25 protein-coding genes and 4 pseudogenes are annotated in these 26,396 nt (G+C 56.2%); 18 read left to right on the top strand and 11 right to left on the bottom strand.

Annotated elements, in window-relative coordinates; translation table 11 throughout:
* Positions 1-133: 133 nt before the first annotated feature.
* The 3 genes from yidC to rpmH are packed head-to-tail and all read right to left on the bottom strand — an operon-like array spanning position 134 to position 2,476.
* Positions 134-1,963: a membrane protein insertase YidC gene (gene yidC / locus AC0L7S_RS05105; RefSeq protein ID WP_473473366.1), complete on the bottom strand. Its 1,830-nt coding sequence runs from the start codon at positions 1,961-1,963 to the stop codon at positions 134-136.
* A gap of 8 nt (positions 1,964-1,971) precedes the next feature.
* Complete coding sequence (rnpA, locus tag AC0L7S_RS05100; protein WP_473473365.1) at positions 1,972-2,325, bottom strand: ribonuclease P protein component; 354 nt, start codon at positions 2,323-2,325, stop codon at positions 1,972-1,974.
* Between the two features lie 16 nt (positions 2,326-2,341).
* Positions 2,342-2,476, bottom strand: a complete 135-nt coding sequence (rpmH, locus tag AC0L7S_RS05095; protein WP_473473364.1) for a 50S ribosomal protein L34 — start codon at positions 2,474-2,476, stop codon at positions 2,342-2,344.
* Positions 2,477-2,827: 351 nt separating this feature from the next.
* On the opposite strand from rpmH, the gene AC0L7S_RS05090 reads away from it, so the two are divergent.
* The 3 genes from AC0L7S_RS05090 to AC0L7S_RS05080 all read left to right on the top strand — a co-directional run bounded on the left by AC0L7S_RS05090 (position 2,828) and on the right by AC0L7S_RS05080 (position 5,349).
* Positions 2,828-4,324: a sensor histidine kinase gene (locus AC0L7S_RS05090; RefSeq protein WP_473473363.1), complete on the top strand. Its 1,497-nt coding sequence runs from the start codon at positions 2,828-2,830 to the stop codon at positions 4,322-4,324.
* A 95-nt stretch (positions 4,325-4,419) separates the two neighbouring features.
* Entirely contained in the window at positions 4,420-4,641 is a 222-nt protein-coding gene (locus tag AC0L7S_RS05085) for a hypothetical protein (protein ID WP_473473362.1), read from the top strand.
* Positions 4,642-5,058: 417 nt separating this feature from the next.
* Entirely contained in the window at positions 5,059-5,349 is a 291-nt protein-coding gene (locus AC0L7S_RS05080; RefSeq protein ID WP_473473361.1) for a hypothetical protein, read from the top strand.
* Between the two features lie 192 nt (positions 5,350-5,541).
* Here the strand turns inward: AC0L7S_RS05080 and AC0L7S_RS05075 are convergent, their stop codons facing one another.
* Positions 5,542-6,954 (bottom strand): ATP-binding protein, encoded by a 1,413-nt coding sequence (locus tag AC0L7S_RS05075; protein ID WP_473473360.1) that lies wholly within the window; start codon positions 6,952-6,954, stop codon positions 5,542-5,544.
* On the bottom strand, positions 6,954-7,673 hold the full coding sequence (locus AC0L7S_RS05070) for a response regulator (RefSeq protein ID WP_473473359.1): 720 nt from the start codon (positions 7,671-7,673) through the stop codon (positions 6,954-6,956). The genes AC0L7S_RS05075 and AC0L7S_RS05070 overlap by 1 nt, the downstream gene beginning before the upstream one ends.
* 241 nt (positions 7,674-7,914) lie before the next feature.
* Between AC0L7S_RS05070 and AC0L7S_RS05065 the strand changes: the two genes are divergently transcribed.
* The 10 genes from AC0L7S_RS05065 to AC0L7S_RS05020 all read left to right on the top strand — a co-directional run bounded on the left by AC0L7S_RS05065 (position 7,915) and on the right by AC0L7S_RS05020 (position 17,734).
* Positions 7,915-8,469, top strand: a complete 555-nt coding sequence (locus AC0L7S_RS05065; protein WP_473473358.1) for an EF-hand domain-containing protein — start codon at positions 7,915-7,917, stop codon at positions 8,467-8,469.
* A 447-nt stretch (positions 8,470-8,916) separates the two neighbouring features.
* The gene (locus tag AC0L7S_RS05060) at positions 8,917-9,189 is read left to right on the top strand and encodes a YrhK family protein (protein WP_473473357.1); all 273 of its coding nucleotides are present in this window, start codon (positions 8,917-8,919) and stop codon (positions 9,187-9,189) included.
* A gap of 639 nt (positions 9,190-9,828) precedes the next feature.
* A complete protein-coding gene (locus tag AC0L7S_RS05055) occupies positions 9,829-10,323 on the top strand; it encodes a hypothetical protein (protein ID WP_473473356.1) in 495 nt (164 codons plus the stop codon).
* Positions 10,324-10,648: 325 nt separating this feature from the next.
* The gene (locus AC0L7S_RS05050; protein WP_473473355.1) at positions 10,649-10,987 is read left to right on the top strand and encodes a helix-turn-helix transcriptional regulator; all 339 of its coding nucleotides are present in this window, start codon (positions 10,649-10,651) and stop codon (positions 10,985-10,987) included.
* Between the two features lie 168 nt (positions 10,988-11,155).
* A complete protein-coding gene (locus AC0L7S_RS05045) occupies positions 11,156-12,727 on the top strand; it encodes a tyrosine-type recombinase/integrase (protein WP_473473354.1) in 1,572 nt (523 codons plus the stop codon).
* Between the two features lie 311 nt (positions 12,728-13,038).
* Positions 13,039-13,758: a type 1 glutamine amidotransferase gene (locus AC0L7S_RS05040; RefSeq protein WP_473473353.1), complete on the top strand. Its 720-nt coding sequence runs from the start codon at positions 13,039-13,041 to the stop codon at positions 13,756-13,758.
* A gap of 115 nt (positions 13,759-13,873) precedes the next feature.
* Positions 13,874-14,497: a TetR/AcrR family transcriptional regulator gene (locus AC0L7S_RS05035; protein WP_473473352.1), complete on the top strand. Its 624-nt coding sequence runs from the start codon at positions 13,874-13,876 to the stop codon at positions 14,495-14,497.
* Positions 14,497-16,335 (top strand): alpha/beta fold hydrolase, encoded by a 1,839-nt coding sequence (locus AC0L7S_RS05030; RefSeq protein WP_473473351.1) that lies wholly within the window; start codon positions 14,497-14,499, stop codon positions 16,333-16,335. Before AC0L7S_RS05035 ends, AC0L7S_RS05030 begins: the two co-directional genes overlap by 1 nt.
* Positions 16,217-16,498 (top strand): proline racemase family protein, encoded by a 282-nt coding sequence (locus AC0L7S_RS05025; RefSeq protein WP_473473350.1) that lies wholly within the window; start codon positions 16,217-16,219, stop codon positions 16,496-16,498. The genes AC0L7S_RS05030 and AC0L7S_RS05025 overlap by 119 nt, the downstream gene beginning before the upstream one ends.
* A 66-nt stretch (positions 16,499-16,564) precedes the next feature.
* Positions 16,565-17,734: a pyridoxal phosphate-dependent aminotransferase gene (locus AC0L7S_RS05020; protein ID WP_473473349.1), complete on the top strand. Its 1,170-nt coding sequence runs from the start codon at positions 16,565-16,567 to the stop codon at positions 17,732-17,734.
* Between the two features lie 174 nt (positions 17,735-17,908).
* On the opposite strand, the pseudogene AC0L7S_RS05015 reads toward AC0L7S_RS05020, so the two are convergent.
* Positions 17,909-18,373: pseudogene (locus AC0L7S_RS05015) on the bottom strand (ISKra4 family transposase); the annotation flags it as partial.
* Positions 18,374-18,390: 17 nt separating this feature from the next.
* Between AC0L7S_RS05015 and AC0L7S_RS05010 the strand changes: the two are divergent.
* A pseudogene (locus tag AC0L7S_RS05010) lies at positions 18,391-18,522 on the top strand (IS66 family transposase); the annotation flags it as partial.
* A 240-nt stretch (positions 18,523-18,762) separates the two neighbouring features.
* Here the strand turns inward: AC0L7S_RS05010 and AC0L7S_RS05005 are convergent.
* Positions 18,763-19,918 (bottom strand): annotated as a pseudogene (locus tag AC0L7S_RS05005) (ABC transporter substrate-binding protein).
* A 134-nt stretch (positions 19,919-20,052) separates the two neighbouring features.
* Entirely contained in the window at positions 20,053-21,573 is a 1,521-nt protein-coding gene (locus tag AC0L7S_RS05000; protein ID WP_473474185.1) for a DegQ family serine endoprotease, read from the bottom strand.
* A 1,187-nt stretch (positions 21,574-22,760) separates the two neighbouring features.
* Between AC0L7S_RS05000 and rnk the strand changes: the two genes are divergently transcribed.
* Both rnk and AC0L7S_RS04990 read left to right on the top strand, forming a co-directional pair.
* Positions 22,761-23,210 (top strand): nucleoside diphosphate kinase regulator, encoded by a 450-nt coding sequence (gene rnk, locus AC0L7S_RS04995; protein WP_473474183.1) that lies wholly within the window; start codon positions 22,761-22,763, stop codon positions 23,208-23,210.
* A gap of 149 nt (positions 23,211-23,359) precedes the next feature.
* Positions 23,360-23,689: a hypothetical protein gene (locus tag AC0L7S_RS04990; RefSeq protein ID WP_473473348.1), complete on the top strand. Its 330-nt coding sequence runs from the start codon at positions 23,360-23,362 to the stop codon at positions 23,687-23,689.
* Here the strand turns inward: AC0L7S_RS04990 and AC0L7S_RS04985 are convergent.
* Complete coding sequence (locus tag AC0L7S_RS04985; protein WP_473473347.1) at positions 23,686-23,949, bottom strand: hypothetical protein; 264 nt, start codon at positions 23,947-23,949, stop codon at positions 23,686-23,688. The two genes, AC0L7S_RS04990 and AC0L7S_RS04985, sit on opposite strands and share 4 nt — an antisense overlap.
* Here AC0L7S_RS04985 and AC0L7S_RS04980 point away from each other — a divergent pair.
* Both AC0L7S_RS04980 and AC0L7S_RS04975 read left to right on the top strand, forming a co-directional pair.
* Positions 23,948-24,412: a helix-turn-helix transcriptional regulator gene (locus tag AC0L7S_RS04980; RefSeq protein ID WP_473473346.1), complete on the top strand. Its 465-nt coding sequence runs from the start codon at positions 23,948-23,950 to the stop codon at positions 24,410-24,412. The genes AC0L7S_RS04985 and AC0L7S_RS04980 overlap by 2 nt on opposite strands.
* A gap of 98 nt (positions 24,413-24,510) precedes the next feature.
* A complete protein-coding gene (locus AC0L7S_RS04975) occupies positions 24,511-25,092 on the top strand; it encodes an FAD-dependent oxidoreductase (protein ID WP_473473345.1) in 582 nt (193 codons plus the stop codon).
* Here AC0L7S_RS04975 and AC0L7S_RS04970 read toward each other — a convergent pair.
* Together AC0L7S_RS04970 and AC0L7S_RS04965 are read right to left on the bottom strand one after the other, a co-directional pair.
* Positions 25,037-25,327, bottom strand: a pseudogene (locus AC0L7S_RS04970) (FAD-dependent oxidoreductase); the annotation flags it as partial. The gene AC0L7S_RS04975 and the pseudogene AC0L7S_RS04970 sit on opposite strands and share 56 nt — an antisense overlap.
* 83 nt (positions 25,328-25,410) lie before the next feature.
* On the bottom strand, positions 25,411-26,394 hold the full coding sequence (locus AC0L7S_RS04965; RefSeq protein ID WP_473473344.1) for a formylglycine-generating enzyme family protein: 984 nt from the start codon (positions 26,392-26,394) through the stop codon (positions 25,411-25,413).
* Positions 26,395-26,396 lie beyond the last annotated feature (2 nt).

Below are 26,396 nucleotides of genomic sequence, written 5' to 3'. Positions count from 1 at the left end.
TCAAGACAAGATCATAGCGGCGCGTTCCGAAAGCAAGGTCGTGCTTATAAAAGGGCCACATGCCTGCGTCCAACTAACATTTGCCCAATCAAAAAGCCCCGGATGAACCGGGGCTTTGAATGAATGCAGGGCTTCACGCTCGCCTATTTCGTTGCGGAAGACTTTTTCGAAACAGAGCGGCCAGATTGTCCCACAGTTCGACCTTGACGCCCTGACGCTTCATGATGATGCCCTGCTGCGTAATAGACAGAAGGTTGTTCCACGCCCAATAAATGACCAGCCCGGCCGGGAAACCTGCCATCATGAATGTGAACACCACAGGCATCCAGGTGAAGATCATCGCCTGCGTCGGGTCTGGCGGTGTCGGGTTCATGCGCATTTGCAAGAACATGGTCACGCCCATCATGAGCGGCCAAATGCCAATGTGCAGGAACGCTGGAGCCGCAAAGGGCAGCAGGCCAAACAGGTTGAAAAGCGATGTCGGATCGGGTGCGGCAAGATCGTGAATCCAGCCGAAGAATGGCGCGTGGCGCATTTCGATGGTGATGTAGAGCACCTTGTAGAGCGCAAAGAAAACCGGGATCTGGATGACAACCGGCCAACAGCCGGCAATCGGATTGATCTTCTCGGTCTTGTAAAGCTCCATCATCGCCTTTTGTTGCTTCATCTTGTCATCCGCATATTTCTCGCGGATCTCGGTCATCTTCGGTTGAACCTTCTTCATATTGGCCATGGAGGCATATGATTTGTTGGCCAGCGGGAAGAACAGGGCTTTGACCAGAACGGTGGTGGCAATGATTGCCAGGCCAAAATTGCCGAAGAATTTGTAAAGCGTGTCGATCAGCCAGAACATGGGCTTGGTTATGAAGTGGAACCAACCCCAGTCGATCAGCAGATCGAAGCGGCGAATGTCGCGGTCTTTCTCATATGCATTGATCTTGCCGACTTCCTTTGCCCCGGCAAAGATCAGCGATTCGACCGTTGTGGACTGGCCCGGCGCAACAGCAATCGGGTCGGACAAAAAGTCGGACTGGTAGCGGTGGCGGCCATCCTCGAAATAGGCAAAGCGCGGCTGAAATGGCTGCTTCGCTGTCGGAATAAGCGTTACCGCCCAGTATTTGTCGGTAATGCCCAGCCACCCGTCGGTGGACTTGCCGGGCGTGAATTGCTTGTCCTTTTCGACCGCAGTGTATTTGTGCTCTTGCAGGCCTTCCTCGCCTGTGAAGCCGATCAGACCCTCGTGCAGCACATATGTGCTGGCTTTCGTTGGCTTGCTGAAGCGCGTAACGCGGCCGTAATTCGACAATGTCACCGGTGCGGCGCTGCCGTTCTGGACCATATCGGAAACGGTGAACATGTAGTTTGCGTCAACCGAGTAGGTCCGCTTGAACGTCAGGTTCTTGTCATTGGTATAGGTTAGCGTGACCGGTGTTGTAGGCGTCAACGTGGAATTTCCGTCTACCGTCCACACCGTTTCCGGTCCGGGCACAGCGCCGGTGGCATTATCCCCTACAAATCCGATTTCCGCATAATAGCCATCGGCCAGCGCCGCCGGATTGAGCAACTCGATTTCCGGTGAATCCTTGTCGACCGTGAGCCGGTAATGCTTCAGCTTGAGGTCGTCGAGGCGACCGCCAACAAGATTGATCGAACCTTCAAGGCTTGGTGTTTCGATCTTGACGCGGCTCGTTGCTGCCAGCGCCTCCTCGCGCCCGACAGTGGTGGCACCATCCGCCGCCGGCGTGGTCGGGATGGAACCTTGCTGCGTCGGCAATTGTGTCGACGGTTTCGCAGTGCCTGATTCGGTGCTTTGGGCAGCCTGCTGTTCTGCCGTGCGACTGGCTTCCACCTTGGCGGTTTCACGCTGCGCCTCGATGCGCGGGTTCATGTAGAAGACTTGCCAAAGCGTCAGAATCAGAACCGACAGCGCGATGGTAATGAAGAAATTGCGGTTGTTTTCCATCGAAAACCCTATCGTGATCCACGGATTCGGCGGGAGAGTTCGGCCTTCAACTGACCGAACGGAGCACTGAGCACGTCCCTTCGTCCGACGATGACATAGTCATTGCCTGGCGTCATGTCACCTGCGGCATGAGTGCGAACGGCTTCTTTCAGACGACGCCGAACACGATTTCTAACCGCAGCATTGCCGACTTTCTTAGTTACAGTATACCCCACCCGCGGCTTATTGGTGTCGCCGCGAGCAAGTGTTTCAACAAGGAATAGCCGCCCGCGGCGTTTTTCACCACGCCGGACGGCTAGAAATTCCGCGCGTTTCAGAAGTCTGCCAGGTGCTTGCCCTGCCGACTTGCCTGTTGCGGACAACGGTTTCGTCTTCCGTTCAGGCGCTAAGCCGCTTACGGCCGCGATTGCGACGGGCAGCAACAACGGCACGTCCGCCCCTGGTCGCCATGCGCGAACGGAAACCGTGCCGACGCTTGCGAACGAGTTTCGATGGTTGATAGGTACGCTTCATTTGTTTTAATACCGCGGGGTGCGGCCCTTCTTGATTCTGTCACTATGTAACAGGAGCTTAGTCTGGCCTTGTTTGGCACAACCAAAACAGCGCCGGGATCGTTGGCCCGAGCGTGTGCGGCTTATATGGATAAGGATTTTGGAAGTCAATCCGATCTCGTGAAGCAATGCCGCGATATCAGGCCGATCCGTTTCTCTACCTTCTATGAACGGGGGCTTGTAAAGACACCATAGCGTAGTTCCGTTATCATCGCAGCGTTTCGGAGATCATGTGAGGGCAGCACTTCTGGCCAAAGCTGCACATGAAGCCTTAAGCGTTCTTGCAGCCTGAAGAGAAGAGAATTTCGAAAGCATGAGCGTAGAATCGCCTGACCGGGAGCCCATTGCGGAGCTGCGACCAGCCACCAACGCGGTGCCGCTCACGCGCGGTCTGTCGGCCAAGCTGCTGCTTCTTACGATTACCTTCGTGCTATTGGCCGAGGTGCTCATATTCTTTCCCTCGATTGCCGGTTATCGTTTGAACTGGCTGGAGGAAAAGCTTGCGACCGCCGCCGCTGTCTCGGTTGTGCTGGTTCAAGGTGATGCGCAATCATTATCGCCGGCTGCGCAGAACGATGTGCTGATGGCGATGGGAGCCACGGCCATTGCCGTGCGCGATGGTGGTGTTTCGCGCCTGCTTGCTGTGGCCGAAATGCCGCCACATGTCGACGAGCATATCGACATAGCCAATGCCTCGATGCTCGATGAACTGTCTGGCGCGCTCGGTACGCTGTTTTCCGGCGGTGATCGCATGCTGCGCGTGTTCGGCCCGGTCGGCGGAAGCGATAAAGAATTTGAAATGATCATGCCGGACACCCAATTGCGCGCGGCAATGCTCGCCTATTCGCGCAATGTTGCGGTTCTGTCTTTGCTGATCTCGTTATTCACCGCAGCCCTCGTCTATGTCGCCATCGACCGCATCATGATTGGGCCAATGCGCAAGCTGACGCTTTCCATGCTGTCATTTTCGCAAACGCCCGAAGATCCGGGGCGCGTCATCCAGCCCGCCGAGCGTGCCGACGAGATCGGCGTTGCCGAGCGGGAATTGGCGCAGATGCAGGAACGCATCCAAAAGATGCTGGCCGAACAGAAGCATCTGGCTGATCTTGGCCTTGCCGTGTCGAAAATCAATCACGACATGCGCAATATTCTCGCCTCCGCGCACATCATCTCGGATCGCCTGCTTCAGGTTGCCGATCCGACAGTTCAGGCTTTCGCGCCCAAGCTGTTGCGTACGCTCGACCGTGCCGTCTCCTATTCGGAAGGTGTGCTGGCATATGGCCGCACGCAGGAGCTTCCACCTTCTCGCCGCAAGCTTCGCCTGCATCAACTGGTGGAAGATGTTCACGGCTTGCTCGACGTGGGCGAGGGGATCGAGTTCACCAACGGCATCCAGCCGGACTTCGAGATCGATGCCGATCCGGACCAGATGTTTCGTATCCTGACCAATCTCGGCCGCAATGCCGTTCAGGCAATGGCATCCGACAGCGACAGCGCCGTCGTGCGCCGACTGACCATATCGTCGGAGCGACTGGACGTCTCCTGCAGGATTTTGGTGATTGATACAGGCCCCGGCCTGCCGCCAAAAGCACGCGAGAACCTTTTCAAGGCATTTCGCGGTTCTGCCCGCAGCGGTGGTACCGGGCTTGGTCTGGCGATAGCACAGGAACTGGTGCGCGCTCACGGCGGCTCCGTGGAATTGGTGGAAAGCGTCGGCGGCAACACGGTCTTTGCCATTACCATTCCCGACCGACATGCCGGATCGCGCCTGCATGGCTTGCCCGATCTCAGGAGCGGCACCGGCAAGTGATGCCGATTGTCCTATGCTTTTTTCGCAAGTGCAAAGCATCGTAGCGCTGATCTGTTCTATCAGGATCCGGGTCGGTTGATATTGCGGCACGAAACTTGCGGACCATTCACATCAGGATGGGATTGGTTCAGGAACAGGACGAAATGTTGCAAAGCGGGACAGAAGTGAAGCCGTCCAAAACGCGGCTGCGCAGGAAGGTCGAAAAGACTGTTGTCGGCCTGACACTTGTGTTGTGCGCCGTGGCGACCGTGGCCTGGGTCTGGTTTGTCGTTTCCTGGGCCTACCATTTGATAAGCCTGTTATTCAAACCTGATTGAATTGAGATGCAAGTGATGAGCACGGCTCAGTTCAGGTTGACAGCCCTTAAAGCATCTCGCCCAAAAGTGTGCAGCGGATTTTTAGACAACGACATGCGAGAAAATAACGACTTGAAGCGCGCGGAATGAATTTTCCAATGCGCGTCGTGCTTTAAGCTAACTGAGAGCCTTCCACAGCAACATCCAGAAAGCCATGTTGCCGCCAATCAGGAATACCCAGAGTTGAGCGCGATGAGTCATCGCGAAAGGGTAGGCCTCCACCGTTAACAAAGTGTATCTCCTTCCCGTTAATACGGGCAGCGCGGGTTCAATGCATGTCGCCCAAAAGTGTGCAGCGGTTTTGGGACGACGACATGCACAAAAACAAAGGCTTAAAGCGCGCTGCGTGAAACCCTTCACACACGACATGCGTTAGCTGTGTTCTATTTTGGCACAAAAGGATATGGCACGGATCATGCTTTGTCAGTTGTTATGAAAATATCTGTTCGACCAGCAAAGCGTGACGGCGACCCGAAGATTATCTTTGAGTCAGCGTTGGAAGCGCAAAATATCTCGATCTCGACGGAGGACGTTGTCCTGACGCTTGTGGCAAAGGATATCTACAGCGCCGGGGCCAGTCATCGATATACTGTCACCCTCACTGCACACGACATTGAAACGATATTTCAAGCCGGTGCAGGTACATTTGGAATGAACGCCGCCGAATAGGCGCTGACTATGTTGTCCCAAGTGTTTGATCGTCTAATTCGGTGGTCCGGATCACCGATGAGCCTGAACGGTTCACCCAACCAGTCTTTGCAAATAGCCTTATAAGGCGTGACGCCGCGCATGATTACGCCACCCTCTGGTGGCTTGGTCGTATCTCGGCCGGGCCGGGTGTGAATGTGATGTGTGGCGAGGTCACGGATATGGCGCTTTCCGGGCAGATCGTGATCCATGCAACACGCCAGATGCAGGGGAAGTAGTTGGCAGCGTCACTATCGCGGCCAGCCCACCATTCACGCGGTTCTCAAGAGTGATCCGGCCACCATGGGCGATGATGATCGTCCGGGCGATGGAAAGGCCCAGTCCGGCACCGCCGGTCTCACCACTGCGGCTGTCGTCGCCTCGGGTGAAAGGCTGGAACATGGCGTCCAGACGTTCGGACGGGATGCCGGGGCCATTATCCTCTATGATGACAATGGCATGTTGCTTGTCCTGCGACAGCGTGACGGTGGCCTCATCACCATACCGCAGCGCGTTGTCGATAAGGTTGCCAATGGCGCGGCCAAGGCCGACGCGGCGGCCCAGTACCCGAACGTTCAATGCGGCACTGCATATTGCGCCACGATCCGCGCAGAGCTGCTTGAGCAGGTCGCCAAGATCGAGCGCAATCATCTTTTCCGCGTCCTGCCCTTCCTTCGCATAGCTGACAAGACCATCGGCCATCACGGTCATCTCGTCGAGCGTGCGGATCATCGCCTCGCGTTGCTCGTCATCTTCCACCATTTCCGCGCGAATGCGCAGGCTGGTCATAGGCGTACGCAGGTCATGACCCACAGCCGCAAGCATCCGCATTCGTTCCGCGTCGAACTGCGAGATTTCGGCTTGCATTGCATTGAAAGCTTGCGCCGCTTCGCGCATTTCCCGGGCCCCTCCTTCAGGAACCCGCGCGGTCCGGTCGCCACGCCCGGCAGCTTTGGCTGCTTCGGAAAGCCGTCCGAGTGGTTTCGTCAGGTGACGGGTAAGAAAAATGGCCCCGCCAAGAACAAGGAGCAGCGACAGGATGAGAACGGTCAGGAAAAGCTTGCGGTCGACACGGCCTGGGGGTGGCGACGCGCCGTTGGTCACGACGTTGAGCCACTCCGCTTGCCCAGCTCTGGCGGATAGCGGAATGGTGATGGCAATGACACGAGCAGTTCTAAAGCCACTCCGGCGTTCAGGTGCGTCGGGCGTGGGAGGACGGTCGACGATTGCCACGGCCAGATCTTTGCGTTTCAATGTTTCGACAAGGCGCTGCGCAATATATGTGGAACGGCTGTCAGTAGCGGTCTTGGTCAACAGCGGGGTATCTTCCACCCTTACGCGTGCGAAGCGCGTCGATGCATCCCGCGCAATCACCCGCCGGACCTGTGCATTGACGGCTTCCATCGCGGGGATGAGTGCGGCGATCCGCTCGATCTCGCGTTCCTCCCTGGTCTGCCGATCGAAGCGTTGCTGTTCTAGATTGAGGACGGCGAGCGCAATGATGTTGGCGACAAGAATGGCAATCGTCAGCAGAAGCACGATACGGCCTGCCAAAGCATCCGGGAACAGGCGTTTGAGGCGATTCATCAATCTGCCTCCTCCACGTCCGCGACCAACCTGTACCCGCCGCCCCATTCGGTCACGAGGATCTGTGGATTTTTCGGGTCAACCTCGATCTTGCGGCGCAGACGGCTGATCTGGTTGTCGATGGCGCGATCATAGGCCTTCGCCTCGCGCCCGGCGGTCAAGTCAAGCAAGGTTGAGCGGCTCAGCACCATGCGCGGCTGGTCGAGGAAAATACCGAGCAGGCGGTTTTCAGCGGTGGTAAGATCGACGACCTGACCATCCCCGTCGATTATTTTCAGCGCATCCGGGTCATGCACCCAAGCAGAAAACTGGCGCCGTCCACTTGGCGGTGCCACCACCGCGGGCGGAGCGCGACGCAGGATCGCACGGACCCGCGCCAAGAGCTCGCGAGGATTGAACGGTTTGATGAGATAATCGTCGGCTCCAAGCTCGAGCCCGACGATGCGGTCGGTTTCATCGGCCATGGCGGTCAGTAGCAGCACCGGCGGGCCGTCATGGGCAATCAGCCATCGGCACAGGCTCAGCCCATCCTCGCCAGGCATCATGATGTCGAGGACGACAAGATGAATGGCGGCCTCTGCCAGAACATCGCGCGCCTCTGCGGCATGCGCTGCAAGGCGAACTCGAAACCCCTGCTTGCGTAAATACTGACCGAGTGGCTCGCGAATGTCACGGGCATCGTCGACGATAAGGATCTGGGGCGTAATCGGGTCTGCCATCGCTGTTCTCCTCGGGTATTTTTCGTGCCGCGTTGCCCCTAATAGCGTCCTTTTCTACAAAATAATCAAACAATTGACGGGCGGCTTCCAAACTGAATTGTCGCAAGATGTATCACGCCGCAGCCTTGCGACAAACGGCGACAAAGTGGTGGAGCCGCTGACAAACCTCTCGGCGCAATAGCCTCTAAATGAGGTTCACCGAGGCGATGGGCGCCTCATTTGAAACCCGAAAGGATACGACATGAAAAACTCAAAAACCCTCCCGGTCAGCATACTGGCAATCATCGGCGTTCTGTCCGGCCTGACCATCGCCACTGCGCAAACCGCGGCCGAAACCACACCAGTTCGGACAGAAACAGCGAAACAGGTGCCTGCAGTCATGCCTGTCGATTTTCGTGGCCCGCATGGTGATCGTGGCGGCCGCGGAATGTTGGGCCAGATACTTAAAATGGTGGACGCCGATGGTGATCGCGCTGTGACGCAGGCCGAAATCGACACGTTCCGCGCTGCGATCGTGGCCGACGCTGACGCATCAGGCGAGGGCGACATCTCGCTCGATGAATTCGAGAAGATTTATCTCGATCTGACCCGCACGCGGATGGTCGACGCCTTCCAGAAACTCGACGAAGACGGTGACGGCGTTGTGACGAAGGCGGAAATGGACAATCGGTTTGGCCATGTCGTCGAACGAATGGATCGCAATGACGACGGCAAGCTGGACCGCGACGATCGGGGTGGCCGCAATCATACGGGTCATGACCGTGGCGGCCCCCGTCACGGCGATCGCCGCGGTTGAGGAAGACCAGGACGGGGGCTGATCAAGCCCCGTCGCAACGCCTTCTGACTGGTGCATGTCGCCCCAAAGTGTGCAGCGGTTTTTCAGACAATGACATGCACAAAAATAAAGCTCAAAGCACCCTGCATGAATTCCTATAGACGCGATGTGCTTTAAGACCAGAGATCATTGCAAAGCTGCCTGGCACGGTATCGCCAACCGGGCCGTCGAGATCGGTTTGGCTCATGCCCAGCGCCAGAAGATCAGCCCACCTGCCTTCCGCAAGGGTGCCACCGCCCGAAAGCGTTGCGAATTCAGCTGGCCGATGCTCCGCAGCGCGCCCACCGGCACCATGCAGGTCATAACACCGCTATTGATGGGCATGAATCTCTTGCAATTTCGCTGGAGATGATCGTAGCAGCGGGTAAGAAGGCCATCCCGCGCGGATTGGTCCAGATAGGATAAATCATGAAGATCTTCGATCCAGACAATCACACGCTTAGCGCAAGGCACAAAGAGATATTTGCTTTCTACGCGCTTGCTTACACCATCGTCGATTTCTTGGCTGCCGCGCTGTTCGTCATCGGCAGCATTCTCTTTTTCAGCGCGAGTACGACATATGTCGCGACATGGCTGTTCCTAATCGGGTCAGTTCTATTCGGTCTGCGCCCGACGATAACCTTGATGCGCGAACTCGCATATATGCGGCTTGGCGAGTACGACAAGATCATGTCGGGTTGACCCGCGTGTAAAATCGCGCTGAACACGAACCTTACGCAAACAGGTTCTGTCATGTTGATTAGACCGAACAAATCGACCGTTTCATAACGGCGAGAGTTACGCCGACCGTAACCCCATTTCACCATTTGAAAGTGTAGCGGAATAAGTTGGCCGGTATTCCACAGCAAGGCATTACAATACGATCTCGAACGCTGTCGGATACAAAATTGGAGCGGGTAGCGGGAATCGAACAGACACCATAAAGTATTGAATTAATTATTTATTACAGGATATATTCTATAAAATACCGTCCCTGATACCGTCATTGCGATCCACTGCGAAGGCGACCATCGGGAATGGTATGGATAAATATCCTGTGGAACAATACGGTGCATTGGCCGCCAGAGCCTGCCCCTGAGTTAGGTGCAACAACCCTCTAATTCGGGTCTGAAGCATGAGTTGAACGGAACCTGTGCGGTGATAGGTTGGCGACGCGAACTGCGACGTTGAAGGTACAAGTTCGGCAATTCATTTCAAGGAGGGCTCTCCATTTCAGACAGTTCGGATAACGATTGGCGCATCTATGCTTCCAAAGGTCAATGGACCGAAATTCATTGGCCCGATCTGGTGGAGGATCGTCGCGACCTCGGGGAACTCAAATTGCTTTTTGAGCAACTTTGTGACGTGGTTCCCAAGATGCCACGCTGCGATGGGCTCGAATCTCTAAACACATTTGCGCAACTAGAGGAGATCGAGGACCGCGAGATAAAGTTTGCTGCGCTAATGCTCAACGAGATTTCGGGTTTTTTTGACGAAGAACCCGATTGGCTTGAAGTAGCGAATAAGCAAGCTTGCGATGCGCTGGCAGAACTGGGTGTGTCGTCGGAGGAGCAATCTGATGTCAAACCCAAACCGGCGAGCGAGGCCAAATATCTGTCTCGCGAATGGCACGCCCTGCAAATCCTGGAGTTGATCCGCCACTACAAGGTCGTCATTTTGTGGGCAACCCCCAAGAGCGAGGTGGAAGATCCCTCCAAAATGAACGACACTCCGTCCTGGATGGCCGAGGCCGGAAAGATCGCCTTTGAGATAGGTCGTCACGTACAGGCCAGTTGGGGAAACCTTTCGAATCACATGCTGTCAGGGGAATGGTAGTAATTGCCGGCGCCAGGACTGCGGGGCTAGACCGCCGAAATGATCCTCGAAACAATCGGATTATCGCCGAAATGACGCGGATTATAGATGACGGAAGTACAATAGACCGGGCAGCCGAACTTGCCGCCGCCCGTGGAATTGGCACCAGCAAGTCTGCAAACAGCAAAGTTTGGTATCGTCTTCAGTCGAAAAATCAGTTGAAAAAATAGTTCAGACATACCCGCCATTGTCTGAAGGGCTTCCGACAATATCCGGCTATGTACAAGAAGCCCGAAATTAATCCATCATCGACCTGCGTCACAACCGCTGGCCAAAAGTCAAGCAGGTGGTCGCCGACGACGCCACCGATCTGCCGGTGATTAAACCGCCTATTCGCTTTATTAGGATTGGCGAGGTAGTCGCCCGTACCAATCGTGGTCGCAGCACGATCTACGATATGGTCCAGCTTGGTGAGTTCCCGGCACCCATAAAACTTGGTGCGCGTGCGGTTGCTTGGATCGAATCCGAAGTCGAGCACTGGATCCAAAGCCGAACGTTTCATCGAGCCGATATTCGTCGCAGCAAGGTCTATCCCGGCGAGATGTCGGCGGATTCTGAACCTTCAGAGAATCCTCAGTTCGACAATGAAACCGGCAATGACGGTTCACGCTCCCATGACTCTTAGCGGACTGCCACCACCTAGTTTGGTCTGGCCATCGGCTAGTCGATGGCCGCGATCGCCTCCTCAAGACCCGCGATGCCTAGGCAACCCAGTACGCCGCTCGTCTTGTCATTTTTTCAAGTAACCACATCCCAATCCAAGAACATGCCACAGCCAATCAGGAGGTAAGAAATGAAACCGACACGTCGTCCTGACCGTCGAAAGATCTGCGATACGAAAACTTACACGGTCGAAGGACTCGCAGTTGAAACGGGCAGATCTGCAGGCACCGTTTACCAATGGATTCACGACGGCTTGCCTGTCGCCAGTCATGACTTCCCAAAATTGATCTTTGGATATCAGGCACGCTCGTGGTTGGCTAAGCGATGGGCCGCCAAGAGCCGAACGGCACTATTAGGTCAAATCTTTTGTTTTGGTTGTCAGAAAACTCGCTGGCCACGCCCGGACAGCCTATCGATTCAACTCCGCACCAATAATTCAATCAACATCGAGGGCAATTGCAGCGTCTGCGAACGGCAAGTCAATCGTTGTACGCGTCGCGATGATGTGGCAGATTTTCTGCTCGCCGCTGGGGCTTCACTGGATGAAGTAGAGGGATTCAAAGATTCTCCCATTTCACCCAGTAGCCCGGAAAGTGAGCCATCCTTGGTGGGTAACGCTGGCACGGACATAAAAGTGCGTGGTCAACATCTACCCCAAAATATCCACAATGAGAGATTGAAGCGGAGGCACTTCGAGTACGCCAAACACGCATGCGGGCGCGACGACAAGTCGATAGCCAAGGATGTCATCGCTTTGTTCAGGTTCGAAGCTTATTTCGGCTATCGTGACTTCGACAAGTGGACCACCGACGAGTTCATTGATTTCAAGGCGTCTCTGAGCCAAAGCCACCTAACGCTTCCCGTCCAAAAGGCGACGCTCAAATCGGTCAAGGCATTCTTATTATTCCTTCGCCAACAGAAGGGATATGCGCGTAACATACCATTAGCTCGAATTGAATATCTCAACCTCAGTAGGAAAGACATGCGGGCGGCAGCTGTGTCCGAGCAAATCGTTGCCTGCCCAACTCCGCTTGAGGTTTCAGAGGCGTTAAAGCACATGCCGAGCGCCACGCCACTCCAGCGCAGGAACCGAGCCATTATGGCAGCCTTCGCACTACTAGGCTTACGCGCTACCGCGATGGTTTCGTTGCGCCTGAAACACGTCGACCTAGAACACAATGCCGTCGTTCAAAATGCACGCGAAGTCAAGACCAAATTCAGTAAACACCAGACGACCATCTTCATGCCATACGATCCGCTTTGGCTAGAAATCTTCCTGGACTATATCAAGGAGTTGCGGGCCGAGGGATTTTCGGATGAGGACCAATTATTTCCGGCCATTAAACGCGGCATACCAGGCGGCGGCGGCGCGGGATTTCAAAAGCAATTCGTGAGTTCGGGCCATGCTTCCACAATCATCAAGAGGGCATTTGTGGCGTCTGGTCTTCCCGCTTACACAGCGCACACCTTCAGGCATATGTGGGTCAAGATTGGTTTTGGACGCTCGCCAGAAATGGCTCGTGCAATCAGTGAGAATCTTGGTCATGCAAATTTGCAAATCAGCCACCAGAACTACGGACGATCTTCACTGGAGGAGAGAGGACTCCAGATTGCCAAGGGCTTCAAGAGTAGTGTGGAAAACGCAACTGTCGCCGAACAACTGGAACTCCTGGCACGACAAATTCGCGGTCAAGAGAATTAGCCTGGAACTACACGTGCTTGCTTTCCCAAATTATGGGCCAAGTTCACGCGGAAGCGCCACGATGTGAAATCTCATCGAATTTTGGCCGGTGTTGCCGATCTCGCCTATGTCGCTTGCCGCGCGACCAATGCGGGGGCCGATTCTGGGCTTTTCTACCCTCTCGCAAAAGGAGGCGGATCGGGGCACACTGCGGCTTATCAAGGTGTTTGAAGCAGGTCTCTGAAATGTGGTTACAGCGCCACGGTGTTAATCAGAAAAAGCAATGATGGTTGAAATACATCCCGAAGTGACGCGACCATATGGAGCTGAGAATGCGGATACTGGTTTTCCAACATCTCGACGTCGAGCATCCTGGTGTGTTCCGCGAATTCTGGGATGCCAATGGCCATGAGCGTGTGACAGTCGAACTCGATGCGGGAGAGGAAATCCCGAACTTCGAGGGTTTCGATCTGCTCGCTGTCATGGGAGGACCAATGGATGTCTGGCAAGAAGACATTCATCCATGGTTAGTTGCGGAAAAGACAGCCATTCGTCGATGGGTCAAGGAGCTTGACCGTCCCTATCTGGGAATATGCCTGGGCCACCAACTTCTGGCCGAGGCGCTCGGTGGCAAGGTTACGTCTATGACAAGGCCCGAAGTCGGACTTGCCACAATCGATCTGACACCCGCGGGTCGGGTGGACCCCATGTTTTCCGGCTTTCATCCGGCCATCGAGACATTGCAATGGCATGGCGCCGAAGTATCAAAGCTGCCCGAAGGGGCCGTCGTCCTGGCAGCGAATGCGGCCTGCCCGGTGCAGGCATTTCGGTGGGGGAAGTGGGCATACGGATTCCAGTACCATACCGAAATCACGCCTTCCACGGTACCGGATTGGGAGATCATCCCGGAATACAAGGCTAGTCTGGAGGCCGCCCTTGGTATTGAGGGAGCGCAAAACCTCAACAGGCTCGTTGCCCCCAAACTGCCGGAATTCCAATCCGCTGCACGGTTGCTAGACGATAACCTTACCGCCATCATCAAAGCGAAATAGCCGAGTGGTGTGAATATTCACATGAAGGAACAAAGACAGTCGTGCCGCGCTCTTGATTAATTCGTTCGAATGAATTAATATATTCACGAATAATGCTGATAAACCGGCAGAACTGATGGAACAGAACATCAAACTCGAAGCCAATCCGACCAAGGTCACATTGCTGGAGGCTGCCAAAAGGGTACTTTTGACGGAAGGCTATTCAGGACTTTCCACCCGCGCCATTGCTTCGGCTGCCGACACGCAAATGAGCCAGATCCGCTATCATTTCGGATCAAAGGAAGGCATGGTGCTGGCGCTCTACGAGTATATGACCGCCCAGTTGATCGAGCGTCAAACCAGCCTGTTCACGGACCCAAATCTTCCGCTTTCCAAGAAATGGGATATGTCGTGCGATTATCTGGATGCCGATATTGAATCCGGATATGTGGGGGTTTTGCAGGAACTGATTGCCGTGGGGTGGAACAACCCGCTTATCGGTGACGCGGTAAAGTCCTCTCTGTCACTGTGGCGTGATCTGCACGTCGATCTGGCCGAACAGTTTCAAGCAAAGTTGGGGTCGCTGGGCCCATTCGAGCCCGAAGATATTGGCGCTCTTGTCGGTTCTGTTTTCATAGGCGTTGAGTCCTATCTCCTACTCGGATGCGAAGATGATGGAATGCCGTTGCGTCGTGCTTTGCGCCGCTTCGGAGAAATTATCCGCATGTACGAAACAAGGGGACTTAAAGGAGCAATGTGATGCGCGCCAGGCTGCCCCACACCACCGGCAAGATCGACCGCGACGGCATCCACGTCCATTACGAAATCTACGGCAAGGGCGAGCACACGATCCTGTTCGTTCCGCCCTGGTCGATCGTCCATTCGAGAATATACAAATCGCAGATACCATACTTCAGCGACAGATTCCGTGTCATCACATTCGACCCGCGCGGCAACGGCAAGACCGATCGGCCGGCAACTGCCAATGACTATAATGTCGACTGCATGGTGGAGGATGCACTTGCGGTTCTTGATGTAACGCAAACGAAGAAGGCGATACTCTTCGGTTTGTCGCTGGGCGGCCTATACATAGCTTTATTGGCATCCCATTTTCCCGAACGCGTCGAGGCGCTCATTGCCTGCGGAGCCGTCATGCCACTGGTTCCGACGCATGACCACAAAAGCCATCAGTCCTATATCGCGGAGCGAACCACCTACCGCGATTGGCAGAAGTTCAATCAGCGGTATTGGCTCGAAAACTATGAGGATTTCTGTGACTTCTTCATGAGCCGTATTTTTTGCGAGAAGCATTCCACCAAGCAGATAGAAGACGCAATCAGATGGTCATCGGGTGGCGACGGCGAGATGCTGTCGATGACTTATGCTTCCGGGAAATCGTCAAAATATCCTGTCGACGAAGCCACGTATCGGCGCATTTCTTGTCCGACACTATGGATCCACGGGACTGCCGACGAAATCACACCGCCAGCAATGTCCGAAAAGGCTGCAGAACTGACCGGCGGGGAGTTGCATTTATGGCCGGACGCCGGACACGCGCCCAACGCGCGCTTTCCCGCCAGAGTAAACACGCTGACCCGTGATTTTCTGGCTCGCCATCTGGGAACCTATCATCCCGCAGACAATCGCCATGAACCGCCAAGGCCCGAAAGAACAGGTAGCAAACTGCCGGCAAAAGCGCTCTATCTGTCTTCACCAATCGGTCTTGGGCATGCGCGACGGGATCTGGCAGTCACGCGCGAATTGCGTGCGTTGCATCCTGATCTCCAGGTTGAGTGGCTGGCACAGGATCCGGTCACGCGCTTTCTCGACGCCAACAAAGAAAAAATCCATCCGGCTAGCCGCCTCCTGGCCAATGAATCCGAGCATATTGAGGAAGAATCCGGGGAACATGATCTTAACGCCTTTCAGGCGATTCGAAACATGGATGAAATCCTGATCAAGAATTTCATGGTGTTTCAAGAGGTGCTGGAAGAAGGAAATTATGACCTGGTGATAGCCGACGAGGCGTGGGATGTAGACCACTATTGGCACGAGCATCCAGAACTGAAGAAGACGCAGATTGCCTGGCTTACTGACTTTGTTGGTTGGGTGCCTATGCCGGAAAACGGTGCATACGAAGCGCGGCTGACAACCGACTACAACGCCGAAATGATTGAGCATGTCGAAAACCATCCCGGTGTTCGCGACCGCGCGATTTTCGTCGGAGGCCCATCCGATATCATCCCGCACAGTTTTGGCCAGGGCCTGCCGGACATGCGTGATTGGGTGCCTCGCCATTTCGATTATTCCGGCTATATCATCGGAGAACACCCAAACAACTTTGGTGGGCGTGCGCAATTGCGGGAGCGCTTCGGCTACCGGGATGGCACAACTGCTTGCCTCCGGCACGCCGGCGCCCGCCCCGATGAATATCGTCTGGATCGGCGAGCCGAGCCACCCCGAAGCGCGGCACAGGAACGTGCCAATCTCACCGTCCGGCTCGTTCGATCGCTCCCCCTGCGGCACCGCTACCTGCGCCCGGATGGCGGCGCTTGTCGCCAAAGGCGCCTTGAAGATAGGCGAGCCGTTCGTCAATGAAGGGCTTCTGGGCACGATCTATCGCGGCATGCCGCGCAACGAGGCAATGAATGACGGTCGCCGGACCTTTGCAACCGAGGTCGAAGGCAGCGCGTGGATTTCCGCCTGCGCTACCTTGCTCGTCGACCCGGCGGACCCTCTCAGCGTCGGCTATCTCGCTTGACATCGCGGTCTTCGACAGCGGCAACACCACAGTGAACCGCGCCCCAACCCATCAGGAGGCTCTCTCATGACCTATCTCGCGCAACGCATCACCCAGGGCGGCAAGAAATCCTACGGCATGTATGCCAAGGCTGCGTCCGTTACGGCAGCGGGCCGCGACCTCATCCACATGGAACTGGGCAGCCCCCACGCCGACACGCCCCTGCCGGTCAAGCAGGCCGCCATCGACGCTTTGCTGGCCGGCAACGTGCACTATTCGCATTTCCAGGGCCTGCCTAAGTTGCGCGCGGCCCTTGCCGCGAAACTGCGCGAAAACAACGGCCTCGATGTCGATGCATCTGGCATCATTGTCACTAACGGGCTGACCCATGCGTCCTTCGCTTCCATCATGGCGCTGGTCGATCCCGGCGACGAGGTGATCCTGCTCGAGCCGTACTATCCGCAGCATCTCGGCAAGATCGAACTGGCCGGCGGCAAGCCTGTCTTCACCGAACTGGACGCGGCCAACCGCTTCGCCATCGAGCCTAAGCGCATCGAGGCGAAGATCACGCCCGCCACCAAGATGATCTGTCTCGTCAACCCCTGCAATCCGACCGGGCGCGTCTACAGCCGCGCCGAACTGGAAGCGCTTGCCGAGATCGCCATCCGCCACGATCTCGTCGTCATCTCCGACGAGGTTTACGAGGAGATCTTGTTCGACGGCGCCAGGCACATCTCCATTGCCTCGCTGCCAGGCATGGCGGGGCGCACCGTCTCGATGTTCGCCTTCACTAAGAGCTTCGCTATGGACGGCTGGCGCATCGGCTACCTCGCCGCACCGGCGGCGATGATCGAGGGCATCCTCAAGATCACCTCCAGCGACGTCACCCACGTCAACACTTTCATCCAGGAAGGTGCCTATGCAGCTGTGACCGGCCCCGCAGGGGTCCTCGCCGAACTGGTGCGGGAAGACAGGGCCAAGCGCGACATCGTCGTCGCGCGCCTCAACCAGATGGCGGGCGTCACCTGCGACTGGCCTGAAGGCACCATCTATGCCTTCCCCGACATTTCGCAGATCGGTCTGCCGTCCCAGGAGCTTGCCGAACTCATCCTGGAAAAGACCGACGTGGTGGTCGAGGCCGGCTCCTTCTACGGCCCCGCCGGCGAAGGCCATCTCAGGGTCTGCTTCGGCTCGCAATCGACCGAACGGATCACCGAGGCGATGGACCGCCTGCAGCGCTTCTTCGGCTCGCTCTGACGCGCAGGGACGCGGCGGCTGCCGAGATCGCGAACGGCGTTTCCTCTGCCCAGTTCATCGGCGCTCGCGCGGTTTTGTCCGGGCGGAAGCCTCCGCCTCCGATCGACCGTGTTGCAGGGATCGGCAGTTGCCGGGTATTAAGGTCGTAGGGGAGCATGAGGATTTGTGTAGCAGTTATGCCGTCGCACGCATTCCTGTGCTGTCGTGATTGTCGTTGGTCATGCCGGGATACCATTTCTGGAATGTTGCGCGCAGGGAGCCGTGGAGGGTCTGGGTTCTGGTTTACAATAGCAGATGAGCGCCGATCCGGCTCCATTGCATCTATTGTTTCTTGGCGAATCGCTTGCTGACGACGGCGTTGACGGTCGCCTCGAGGAAGGCGGAGGATATCCGCTCTCCAGACCGGCAACGCTCACCGTAATTGATCAGGCTGGCATTGTTGGCTGCGATGTAGGCGCGGAACTCGCCAAATGCGGTAAGGAATTTATGCACGTTCGGGTACTCGGCCTCGACGCACTCAGCGTCGCAATATAAATCGTTGATCTCCTCTCGTGCCCTGTAGCTGTTGCCGTGCCAGAGATGCCACTTGATGCGGGACTGGTTGCCGATCATATTGGTTTCGGCTTCCTCGTCATGATGGCGAGTTACCGCGCATTCCTCAAAGTGGCAAGCTTGCCGAGTTGATCCGATATGCGTTGACCCGCTGGGCCGGACTCAGCCGGTTCATCAATGATGGACGCGCCGAGCTCGATAGCAATCCCGTCGAACGCGCCATCCGTCCCATCGCAACGACCGATTCATACTGCACCCCCTCTTCAAACGCCCGGAAACAGGGACTTTTGGTTTTCCATTTTGATGCGACACTGGTGGCTGTCCCTCAGAATGATGGTGTTGGAAATGGGCCGAGGAATCGGGCCAAACCTCATGAGAGGAACAGCCATGGAGCATTATGTCGGAATCGATGTTTCGCTGAAAGAGAGCATCGTGTGCGTGGTGGATGCGACGGGTAAGGCTGGATTGTCGCGAGGTCAAGATGCCGGCAGGACGATCTTGCCATCGACGATCTCGACAAGCGTTCCGTTCGCCATGTACTGGCCGCTCTCCTTGCCCTTTGGACCGTCTTTCACGAATTTTACGGTGCCGTTGATTGTCGGAACGTCGATCTTCCAGAATGCATCCGTGATCGCCTTGGGTTCGGCCACGCCAGCCTTCTCGATTGCCGCCTTGATGACGAGTATGCCATCGTAGCCGCGATAGCTTTCGGTCAGGCCTGCCTTGTCATAACCGGCTGCAGCCCATGCGTCGATAAACCGCTTGGCAAGTTCAGGATGGGCTGCCTTTTCGGAAACCAGGGTGCAAAGAACACCAGGTGTTTGGTGTTGTTGGCCGCCGTTCCGGCCTGCTCGATCAGCTGGTCGGGATTCTGGGAACCGCCAGTGGTGATGATCTGCTTGGTTATGCCGAGCGCGGCTGCCTGTTTGAGCACCAGGGTCAGCTGCTCGACGGCGGTGGTGACGATGATGGCGTCGGAATCGGAAGCCTTGATCTCGGAAAGCTGCGCATTCATGTCCTGCGCCCCTTCGTTCATGATTTCGTTTAAGCCGACTTCGACACCGCTCTTCTTCAGCATGCTGGTGAAGTCGGTCATCGTGCCGCGCCCCCAATCATTGTTGATCACGAGGAAGTCGACTTTCTTGATGCCGAGCGAAGGCAAGAATTTTTTGAACAGGTCCGCCTCCACCCATGAAGGCGGTGAAATGCGGAACACGTATGGATTTCCTGCTTAGTGATCTTGCTGGAGGACGAAGTCTCGACCAGCATCGGCACCTGATATTGCATCAGCTTGGGCATGGTTGCGAGGGTCAAGCTTGAGCCCCAGGCGCCCATCAGAACCGGGACCTTGTCGCGTTCTATAAGCTTTTCGGCGACGCCCGCTGCTTCCGTGGGGTTGCTTTGATTGTCTTCGACATCCAGTTCGACCTTGTTACCCAGAATACCGCCATTGGCGTTGATCTCAGCGACGGCGATCTTTGCTCCTTCGACGATATATGTGCCGGATGCAGCAAATGGCCCGGTCAGTGGTTCGTTGACGCCGATCTTGATCGTAGCAGCGCTGGCGATACCGACCATCGCCGTAGAAAGCGATAGAGCCAGCACCGCAATGATGGGGGCGTGTATTTGCATGGGTTTATTCCTTTCCTAAAAAACCGAATACGACAGCACCACTCATTGGATCGTCGGACTGGTCAGTTTCTGGAAATGGTCGATCGGTTTGAGGGTCCCGTTTATGCTGATCGACCAGGTTTCGTTAGCCGACCTCAAGCGTTGTTAAGCGGCACCGCGATGAAGGTCTGCGAGTCACCACGCTGAACGAGGAGCAAGATCGACTTCTTGCCTGACTTTTCGGCCTCGGAAACGGCGCGATTTACTTCCTCCGCCGTGACAACATTCATCTGGTTGACAGATATAATGATGTCGCCCGGCTGGATCCCGGCGTCGGCGGCGGATTTGTCTGGTTTGACACTCTCGACCAACGCCCCTTTTTCGTCGACCGGCAGGTTCATCGCCAGTCTCAGTTGGGGCGAAATGTCGGCAAGGCCAATACCTATCGTGGGAATGTGAAGTTCCTGCTCTGCGGGCGGATTACCGGTACCATTGTCGTTGGCAGTTGTCGTCTTCTGCTCGTCCTTGTTTTCACCGATAATCACGGGGAGCTTGATGCTCTGATCCTTGCGCCAGACGGTGAGCGTTTTCCTGACACCAGGAGCAATATCGGCGATCTTGCGTGACAGGTCTTTCGGATCCTTGACCTCCTTTCCGTCGATGCCTGTGATGACGTCGCCCAATTCGATCCCGGCCTTCGCTGCCGGCGAACTTTCACCTACATGTGCGACCAGCGCGCCTTCGGCTTGATCAAGCCCAATCGCATTTGCCACATCCGGCGTGACCGATTGGATTTGTACGCCCAGATAGCCATATTCGATCGATCCGTTCTTGATCAGCTTGGTGACGACCTGTTGCGCCTCGTCGGAAGGAACCGCGAAGCCCACGCCAACGCTACCACCGTTCGGCGAATAGATCGCCGTGTTGATACCGACGACCCTGCCTTCGAGATCAACCAAGGGGCCGCCAGAATTGCCGTGGTTGATCGGCGCGTCGATCTGGATGAAATCGTCAAAAGGACCGCTGTTCAGGTCGCGGCCCCGAGCCGAGACGATGCCCGCGGTGACGGTCGTGCCGATGCCGAACGGATTGCCGATCGCCAGCACCTGGTCGCCCACCAACAGCTTGTCTGAATCACCCCAATGAACGGTCGGTAGCGGCTTGGCGGCCTTCACCTTGAGAACCGCCATATCGGTCTTGGCATCACTGCCGACGACCGTTGCCGCCAGTTCGGTCCCGTCGTCCAGTGTGACCTTGATGTCAGAGCCTCCTTCGACGACGTGATTATTTGTGACGATAATGCCGTCGGCCGATATGATGAACCCGGAACCCAGCACTTTGGCTTGCGGAGCGGACTGCTGGGGCGTCGGCTGAGGTAGTGGTATGCCTTGTTGACCGAAAAATTGCTGGAAGTACTGGTCGAACGGCGAATTGCCGAAGGGCGTGGCTGTGTCGGTGGACTGTGTCTCTAATTTGGCCGTTATGGTAACCACGGCCGGCTTATCCTGCGCCACTATCGGAGCGAACGATCCACCATGCATAGCCAAACTGGCAGTGGGCGCCGGCGCCGCAGTTTGTGCCTGCGCTTCGATTGTTCGTAACCCAACCGGCAACACGAATGGAGAAATGATAAATGCCGCGCCAAGGAGGGTAGCGAGGCGATGCTTGCTTAGAATAGAGGAGTCGACATGATCTTGTCCATGCGAGACATTGGTGCAAGCGTCGTGGCGTGTTCCATCAGGTGGAGCCGTCTATCCGGCACGTCGATTGTCGGGGGCGGCCAGCCTCGCACGGGTGGCTATCGATCAGTCGATGCAAGGAAGTCTAGGGCCGAATGTGACCAGGATCAGGCACTCGGAACCAAATCACAATGATTTGATGTGAAGCGACTCAGAACGGTACCCCAGACTGTGGAACATCAACCAACCGATCCAACTACGAGTAGGTTCACGACCAGCGGAATTCGCTATCTCGTGGAAATCCAATTTATACCGTGAAATCCGTATGATTGGATTTCTCGACACGGGGTCCTAGTTCCGCGGATATTTACACAGTCGGGCGTGACTTTGCGGAGATTTTTGTGCTACGCGGCAAAGCAGGGAATGCGCTCGCCATCCGCAAGGTTTTTGGGCGCTGGCACGGGGGTGCGACCAGCGCATTTTTCGTCTTCATAGAAATGTCGATTTATACTGCCAAATCAGCATGATAACGCTAACTCGACTGAGGGTCCAGGTTGGGTGAAATTCACATCCAATCGATTTCGGTGCCCCGGATGACGTGCCAGTGGATCTCATTTTCACACTGCTATGGCCGCGACATGATACCGGTAATTTCCTGCCGGCGTTAGCCAGCGCGTGTCGAGCGTTTCGTTCAGCCACTCTGCGGGATATGGTGCGCCTGGCGAAATCGGCAGCAGAGACGCTCGCGATCATTCGAACAGCGTGCCATCCCTTGTCCACAATTGAAAGAATGCGATGGCCCGACGTTCCTCACCTGATGCCTAGAGCCATGAACGATCAAAATGAACGATCGGAAATCACGTCATGAAGTCGGAACGCGATCATCTTGTATGTCAGATAATTCTGAACCAGAGCATTGGCTTGACAATTCGTGGTTGTGCCACCAAGTTCAAGGGTATGTACATCACCGAGCATCCAATTCTTATTCTTCATCGGGTATGCCCCATCGCGGGAAATTAACCCCCGGCTCGGTCGCGGTGCGCCCCGGTCGCGGGGTTTTTGGATAAGCTTTCCTGACGCAGGAAAGACGATCCGGACAAAACGATACCAACTCACAAGCTAAGAAAAACATGATCGTGGACGCCTATGATGCGTTCGCACGCGAATTTACAGGAGGTCACGAGATGGCACCCGCGCTTAAAAAACAACGCAAACCGGCAATCAAGATGACCGGCTCGGATCACAAGCGGCTGTCGCTGATGGCTGAGGCATTTGTGGGAAGAAACCCCACCGTAGCGGACCAGCTCTTCTCCGAGCTCGATCGTGCGAAAATTGTGTCTGACAATCAGCTCCGTGAGGATGTCGTCCGGATGGGTTCCACTCTACGTTTCACCACCAGTGCAGGCGAAGACCGGACGGTGACATTGGTATTCCCTGGCGAGGCTGATATCGCAGAAGGCAAGATTTCGGTCCTGACACCAATCGGTGCTGCACTAATCGGTCTTTCCGACGGGCAATCCATCGACTGGATCGCGCGTGATGGGCAAGTCCATCGTCTTACCGTTGAGAGCGTGGAAAAGCCGCGTCGTGCAGGTGCCCCTGAGATGGGCAACGAACTGCGCGCAGTATCATGACAAACTTCTGGTTGCGCCGCCGCGTCTCTCTTTATGGAACCTGTCTGATCGCAGAATCGTAGCCCCTGTGCCGCCAATATGCGGCCAGGGGATCCTCCACTGTTGTTTCAACTGAAATTGCTTCCCTGATGGAGCGATGGAGAACTGCGATGTCCAATGAAGCATGTATCCTAATGACTAAAGACCTAACAATCCTCGAAGTCATGCTTGATCGCTGCCTGGGCCGGGACGACCCGATGGTCCCTCTCCTGAAGAGAATGCTGAACGCGGCGAAGGTCGTGTTTCGCGAAGACGTGCCTACGAACGTGGCCACATTGAGCAGCCGTGTCGCGTTCAACATTAATGGAGGCGAAACCGACACCCGTATCCGCAGCGAGGCGGGCAACGATGATGCCGAGGTCGTGCAGCGCAACGGCAAGGTACGCGAATTCTGCGGCTGCGTGGTGAGTTCGAGAAATCCGATGCCGAATATCGCCTAGCCGGCGAAATCGGGATCGACCCACAGCCCGGACTGGCGCTGCTCCGACTTGCGCAGGACAGACATGACGAGGCGACTGCTGCGATACGGCGCGCACTGGAATTGACTGGAGACATGCCCCGGAAAACGGCGTTGCTGCCTGCCGGCATTGAGATATTCATCGCTTGCGGTGATCTGGACTTGGCCGAACGGCTTTGCGGTGAATTGTCGGACATAGCAGAGCTCTTCGGGACGGAAATCCTCGCCCGCGTGGCCGATCATGGACAGGGTCTCGCTGGCTCTGGCGCATGGAAAATTCGGTGATGCTGTAGCCGCACTGACTCGTGCACGGCGCTACTGGTCGGAGTTCGGCGCGCCCTATCTCGTGGCGCGACTGCGCGTAGACATTGCACGAGGCTGTGCCGAGTTGGGCGACGTAGAAAGCGCCGAGCGGGAGCTCGAAGCGGCTGAGAAGATATTCCAGAGCCTCGGCGCCACGCCTGACCTGGCTCGAATCCATGAAATTCGGACTGGGACAAAGGCACCAAGGGCGGACAATCTGACGGCGCGCGAGCGACAGGTGCTGTCGCTTGTGGCCGATGGCGGCACGAACCGCGAGATTGCCGAGGAACTGAACCTCAGTCCCAAGACGGTGAACCGCCATGTCGAGAACATTTTCGACAAACTCGGTGTCTTTTCGCGCGCTGCCGCCGTCGCGAAGGCGTTAAAGACCGGCTCGATTTGAAGCAGAGAGTGGGTAGAACACCCCATTCAGAAAATACTTGGAGTGGGGCATCCTCACGATGAAGCACGGTGGCCGCATGACTAGGCTCGTCTCCGGAAATGGCACAAAACTGGAGAATGATTATGGACACCCCGCGCATGACAAAACCAACAGTAGAGATGCTCCACGCTGGCCGCCATCCCGCGGACTTAGTAGAGCCGGGCAATCTGCTCAGAACTCAGCCCGGTGCATTTCCAGCGGCATCTGCGAAGAAACAGCTTGATGCCAAGCCCCAGCATCACGAAGTAGTGGTGATCGGGGCAGGCCAGGCCGGGCTGTCGGTTGCCTATCACCTGAAACGGAAGGGCATCGACCACATTATCCTGGATGGCGCCTCTCGTGTCGGCGATGTCTGGCGCAACCGCTGGGACTCGCTCAGGCTCTTCACCCCGGCGAAGTTCGACTCGCTTGACGGTTACCGCTTCCCGGCGGCTCGGGATGCCTTCCCAACCAAAGACCAGATGGCGGATTACCTCGAAAGTTACGCCGAAAAGTTCGGATTGCCGGTGCGGCTGAACACTCGCGCCAAGAGGCTGCACATGGCCGTGATGATGTATGTCCGTTTTGCACGATTGTCACATGCGATCCCAAACGGCAAAAGGCCTGTGCCAGTTCGCATCCCAGTGGGCCTCCACCGATGACGGCGAGACGATTCGGCAACGCTGCCATCTCGAAAATCGTCGCACTAGTGCGATAATCCATCTGGACGCGTCCCGATATATTGGGGGTTTTTGGGCGCGCTCCCGACGCGAGAACCGCCTTTTTAAAATGCAACTGGATACCGCCGACGCCAAGCGTGTCCGCGCTCTCACGGGCGAGGTCAATGGGAGAGTTCAGTTTACTTCTGAATCGATGGCATGCGTAGCGGCCACTCACGCCGACACACCACGAGTGCCTAGTCCCAGTGCACTTGGACTGAAGCCAGCCACCCGCTCAGGGCCGGCGTCAGAGTGGCTCTGCTACGTGTCAAACACCAAGCGAAATCCTATGTGCGGTGTCGCACTGTCTGGTGAGTTGCCCGAGCGCGCGGGAATGCGATAACGCCAGCAATAGTTCTTGTGGCAAAGGAATGAACCGCCTTTAACTATCTTGTAGCCGACCATCGTTTGAAGCTTTTCTTTCACGACTCGTTTGAGCGAGGGGATGCGGAAAGGATCCGATGTCCATTCCCAAATGTTGCCGACAGTGTTGTACAATCCGTAACCATTTGGCTCGAATGATTTTGCCGGCGCCGTGCCTGCGTATCCGTCCTGACAGGTATTGGTGTGGGGAAATTCGCCTTGCCAGATGTTGCAAGGCATGAATTGCGTATCGTCAGGATCCCTTTCGCCCCAAGGATAGGGAACGTCCCCAACGCAGCCACGGGCGGCATGTTCCCATTCCGCCTCGGTCGGAAGGCGGCCGCCTACCCAAGCCGCAAAGGCGTTGGCATCGTTCCAGGAGACCTGTACGACCGGATGCTCGGGTTTCCAAGCTTGGCTGTACGTTCCGGGGCCATGAATGTCGCGCCAGTTTGCACCGTCGACCCGGCGCCACCACTCGATACCGACGATACCCTCGGTCTCGGAGATGTGCGCCGTCACGTCGGACCAGAACACAAAAGACCAACCAATTCGCTCCGCGTCGGTCACATAGCCTGTCTGATCAACAAAAGCCGCAAATTCTGCATTTGTTACTGTGAGTGTACCGATCCGATAGTCCTTGAGAGGCTGCGATTTCCGAAGCTCTTCGCCATCATCGGCGATCCGTGGTCGGGTTGTGCCGAGGATCGACCGCCCACCGGGAATGTCGACTGTCTCGATCTCAATCCGGGCGCTGTCGAGCGGCAGGCTGTTGTTGTTACCTATGGATGGCGAGGCACCGGCGCAGGGGCGCGAAGGTAAGCAGCACCCCTTGATGGTGCTATCTGCCGGTTTGTGCGAGAGGTGTGCCGATACTTTCAACG

The organism is Mesorhizobium sp. G2-6-1, from assembly GCF_055809095.1.
This window is presented reverse-complemented; position numbering and strand designations above follow the sequence as displayed.

Coding starts and splice junctions, on each gene's coding strand:
- AC0L7S_RS04980 (WP_473473346.1), top strand. CDS start 23,948: ATGGACAGGGTCTCGCTGGCTCTGGCGCATGGAAAATTCGGTGATGCT.
- AC0L7S_RS04985 (WP_473473347.1), bottom strand. CDS start 23,949: ATGATCGGCCACGCGGGCGAGGATTTCCGTCCCGAAGAGCTCTGCTAT.
- AC0L7S_RS05075 (WP_473473360.1), bottom strand. CDS start 6,954: ATGAATCGCCTCAAACGCCTGTTCCCGGATGCTTTGGCAGGCCGTATC.
- AC0L7S_RS04990 (WP_473473348.1), top strand. CDS start 23,360: ATGTCCAATGAAGCATGTATCCTAATGACTAAAGACCTAACAATCCTC.
- AC0L7S_RS05030 (WP_473473351.1), top strand. CDS start 14,497: ATGCGCGCCAGGCTGCCCCACACCACCGGCAAGATCGACCGCGACGGC.
- AC0L7S_RS05040 (WP_473473353.1), top strand. CDS start 13,039: ATGCGGATACTGGTTTTCCAACATCTCGACGTCGAGCATCCTGGTGTG.
- rpmH (WP_473473364.1), bottom strand. CDS start 2,476: ATGAAGCGTACCTATCAACCATCGAAACTCGTTCGCAAGCGTCGGCAC.
- AC0L7S_RS05070 (WP_473473359.1), bottom strand. CDS start 7,673: ATGGCAGACCCGATTACGCCCCAGATCCTTATCGTCGACGATGCCCGT.
- AC0L7S_RS05090 (WP_473473363.1), top strand. CDS start 2,828: ATGAGCGTAGAATCGCCTGACCGGGAGCCCATTGCGGAGCTGCGACCA.
- AC0L7S_RS05060 (WP_473473357.1), top strand. CDS start 8,917: ATGAAGATCTTCGATCCAGACAATCACACGCTTAGCGCAAGGCACAAA.
- AC0L7S_RS05065 (WP_473473358.1), top strand. CDS start 7,915: ATGAAAAACTCAAAAACCCTCCCGGTCAGCATACTGGCAATCATCGGC.
- rnk (WP_473474183.1), top strand. CDS start 22,761: ATGGCACCCGCGCTTAAAAAACAACGCAAACCGGCAATCAAGATGACC.
- AC0L7S_RS04975 (WP_473473345.1), top strand. CDS start 24,511: ATGGCACAAAACTGGAGAATGATTATGGACACCCCGCGCATGACAAAA.
- AC0L7S_RS05020 (WP_473473349.1), top strand. CDS start 16,565: ATGACCTATCTCGCGCAACGCATCACCCAGGGCGGCAAGAAATCCTAC.
- AC0L7S_RS05045 (WP_473473354.1), top strand. CDS start 11,156: ATGAAACCGACACGTCGTCCTGACCGTCGAAAGATCTGCGATACGAAA.
- AC0L7S_RS05035 (WP_473473352.1), top strand. CDS start 13,874: ATGGAACAGAACATCAAACTCGAAGCCAATCCGACCAAGGTCACATTG.
- yidC (WP_473473366.1), bottom strand. CDS start 1,963: ATGGAAAACAACCGCAATTTCTTCATTACCATCGCGCTGTCGGTTCTG.